The organism is Rhodococcus sp. BE178 (genome assembly GCF_050433545.1).
Classification (GTDB): Bacteria; Actinomycetota; Actinomycetes; order Mycobacteriales; family Mycobacteriaceae; genus Prescottella.
This window is the reverse complement of record NZ_JBNPXA010000036.1, coordinates 1-3423: the sequence shown is the minus strand read 5'-3', so window position 1 is coordinate 3423 and position 3423 is coordinate 1. Positions and strand designations below refer to the sequence as shown.

General features: G+C 55.9%; 2 rRNA genes. Both read right to left on the bottom strand.

Annotation, left to right across the window (positions count from 1 at the left end):
• Window position 1 precedes the first annotated feature (1 nt).
• A 5S ribosomal RNA gene (rrf, locus tag J2X34_RS28365) occupies window positions 2-118 on the bottom strand.
• Between the two features lie 131 nt (window positions 119-249).
• Window positions 250-3381: ribosomal RNA gene (locus tag J2X34_RS28360) — 23S ribosomal RNA — on the bottom strand.
• Between the last annotated feature and the right edge of the window lie 42 nt (window positions 3382-3423).

Below are 3423 nucleotides of genomic sequence, written 5' to 3'. Positions count from 1 at the left end.
TGTTCGGCGGTGTCCTACTCTCCCACACCCTGTCGGGTGCAGTACCATCGGCGCTGGAGGGCTTAGCTTCCGGGTTCGGAATGGGACCGGGCGTTTCCCCTCCGCTATGGCCGCCGTAACTCTATGAAACTGTCACACATTCAATTCCCCCGCCCGAACCACCCGCCGGCACAAAGCCTTCTCGGGTGTTGGGGGTGAATGGTATCTGTGTGTTGTTTCAGATACCGCACAGTGGACGCGTAGCTTCTTTGTGGTAAGTCCTCGGCCTATTAGTACCAGTCACCTCCACACGTTACCGTGCTTCCAGTTCTGGCCTATCAACCCGGTGGTCTGCCGGGGGCCTTACCCCCTCGAGGGGGTGAGAAACCTCATCTTGGAACAGGCTTCCCGCTTAGATGCTTTCAGCGGTTATCCCTTCCGAACGTAGCTAACCAGCAGTGCTCCTGGCGGAACAACTGGCACACCAGAGGTTCGTCCGTCCCGGTCCTCTCGTACTAGGGACAGCCTTCCTCAAGTTTCTAACGCGCGCGGCGGATAGAGACCGAACTGTCTCACGACGTTCTAAACCCAGCTCGCGTGCCGCTTTAATGGGCGAACAGCCCAACCCTTGGGACCTACTCCAGCCCCAGGATGCGACGAGCCGACATCGAGGTGCCAAACCATCCCGTCGATATGGACTCTTGGGGAAGATCAGCCTGTTATCCCCGGGGTACCTTTTATCCGTTGAGCGACACCGCTTCCACTTGCCGGTGCCGGATCACTAGTCCCGACTTTCGTCCCTGCTCGACCTGTCAGTCTCACAGTCAAGCTCCCTTGTGCACTTGCACTCAACACCTGATTGCCAACCAGGCTGAGGGAACCTTTGGGCGCCTCCGTTACATTTTGGGAGGCAACCGCCCCAGTTAAACTACCCACCAGGCACTGTCCCTGAACCAGATCATGGTCCGAGGTTAGATGTCCAATACGATCAGAGTGGTATTTCAACAACGACTCCACGAACACTGGCGTGCCCGCTTCACAGTCTCCCACCTATCCTACACAAACCGAACCGAACACCAATACCAAGCTATAGTGAAGGTCCCGGGGTCTTTTCGTCCTGCCGCGCGTAACGAGCATCTTTACTCGTAATGCAATTTCGCCGAGTCTGTGGTTGAGACAGCAGAGAAGTCGTTACGCCATTCGTGCAGGTCGGAACTTACCCGACAAGGAATTTCGCTACCTTAGGATGGTTATAGTTACCACCGCCGTTTACTGGGGCTTAAATTCTCAGCTTCGCCATTGCTGGCTAACCGGTCCTCTTAACCTTCCAGCACCGGGCAGGCGTCAGTCCGTATACATCGTCTTACGACTTCGCACGGACCTGTGTTTTTAGTAAACAGTCGCTTCTCTCTGGTCTCTGCGGCCCCACCCAGCTCACCAAGCAAGTTGGATCACCAGACGAGGCCCCCCTTCTCCCGAAGTTACGGGGGCATTTTGCCGAGTTCCTTAACCACAGTTATCTCGATCGCCTTAGTATTCTCTACCTGACCACCTGTGTCGGTTTGGGGTACGGGCCGTGTGAAAGCTCGCTAGAGGCTTTTCTCGGCAGCATAGGATCACTGAATTCGCCTCAATCGGCTACGCATCACGTCTCAGGCTGTATGTGACCCGGATTTGCCTAGGCCACGCCCTACACGCTTACACCAGTATTACCACTGACTGGCTCAGCTACCTTCCTGCGTCACCCCATCGCTTGGCTACTACCAGATCAGGTCCCGTGCATCCACATCCAGGTTCCCCGAAGGGAAGTAAGGACGCTTCAGGACGGTTAGTATCACTGATTCACCAGGGGCGCGTTCACACGGGTACGGGAATATCAACCCGTTGTCCATCGACTACGCCTGTCGGCCTCGCCTTAGGTCCCGACTCACCCTGGGCGGATTAACCTGGCCCAGGAACCCTTGGTCATTCGGCGGACGAGTTTCTCACTCGTCTTTCGCTACTCATGCCTGCATTCTCACTCGTGCAGCCTCCACAACTAGGTCACCCCGCTGCTTCCATGGCTGCACGACGCTCCCCTACCCATCCACACCACTGCACAACCCCCCGCAGGAGGAAATGGGTGTTATGTGAATGCCGCGGCTTCGGCGGTGTACTTGAGCCCCGCTACATTGTCGGCGCAGGATCACTTGACCAGTGAGCTATTACGCACTCTTTCAAGGGTGGCTGCTTCTAAGCCAACCTCCTGGTTGTCTTCGCGACCCCACATCCTTTTCCACTTAGTACACGCTTAGGGGCCTTAGCCGGCGATCTGGGCTGTTTCCCTCTCGACTACGAAGCTTATCCCCCGCAGTCTCACTGCCGCGCTCTCACACTCTGGCATTCGGAGTTTGGCTGACGTCAGTAACCTTGTGGGGCCCATCGGCCATCCAGTAGCTCTACCTCCAGAGTGAAACACGCGACGCTGCACCTAAATGCATTTCGGGGAGAACCAGCTATCACGGAGTTTGATTGGCCTTTCACCCCTACCCACAGCTCATCCCCTCAGTTTTCAACCTAAGTGGGTTCGGGCCTCCACGACGTCTTACCGTCGCTTCACCCTGGCCATGGGTAGATCACTCCGCTTCGGGTCTAGAACATGCCACTACGGACGCCCTATTCGGACTCGCTTTCGCTACGGCTACCCCACACGGGTTAACCTCGCGACATGCCGCTAACTCGCAGGCTCATTCTTCAAAAGGCACGCCATCACCCCCAACACCGAAGTGTTCGAAGGCTCTGACGGATTGTAAGCGCACGGTTTCAGGTACTATTTCACTCCCCTCCCGGGGTACTTTTCACCTTTCCCTCACGGTACTAGTCCGCTATCGGTCACCAGGGAGTATTCAGGCTTATCGGGTGGTCCCGACAGATTCACAGCAGATTTCACGGGCCCGCTGCTACTTGGGTGTCCACTACAACAGTCACCATGTTTTCGTCTACGGGATTCTCACCCTCTACGACAGGCCGTTCCAGACCACTTCGACTAACACGATGATTTCTTACTGTTGGCCAACCCGGCAGAATTGACAAAATGGATCCCACAACCCCACGAATGCAACGCCCGCCGGCTATCACACATCCATGGTTTAGCCTCTTCCGCTTTCGCTCGCCACTACTCACGGAATCACTATTGTTTTCTCTTCCTGTGGGTACTGAGATGTTTCACTTCCCCACGTTCCCTCCACACGCCCTATATATTCAGGCGCGGGTAACCACACATCACTGTGGCTGGGTTTCCCCATTCGGAAATCCTCGGATCTCAGCTCGGTTGACAGCTCCCCGAGGCTTATCGCAGCCTCCTACGTCCTTCATCGGCTCCTGGTGCCAAGGCATCCACCGTACGCTCTTCATTACTTACAACAAAGATGCTCGCGTCCACTGTGCAGTTCTCAAACAACACAC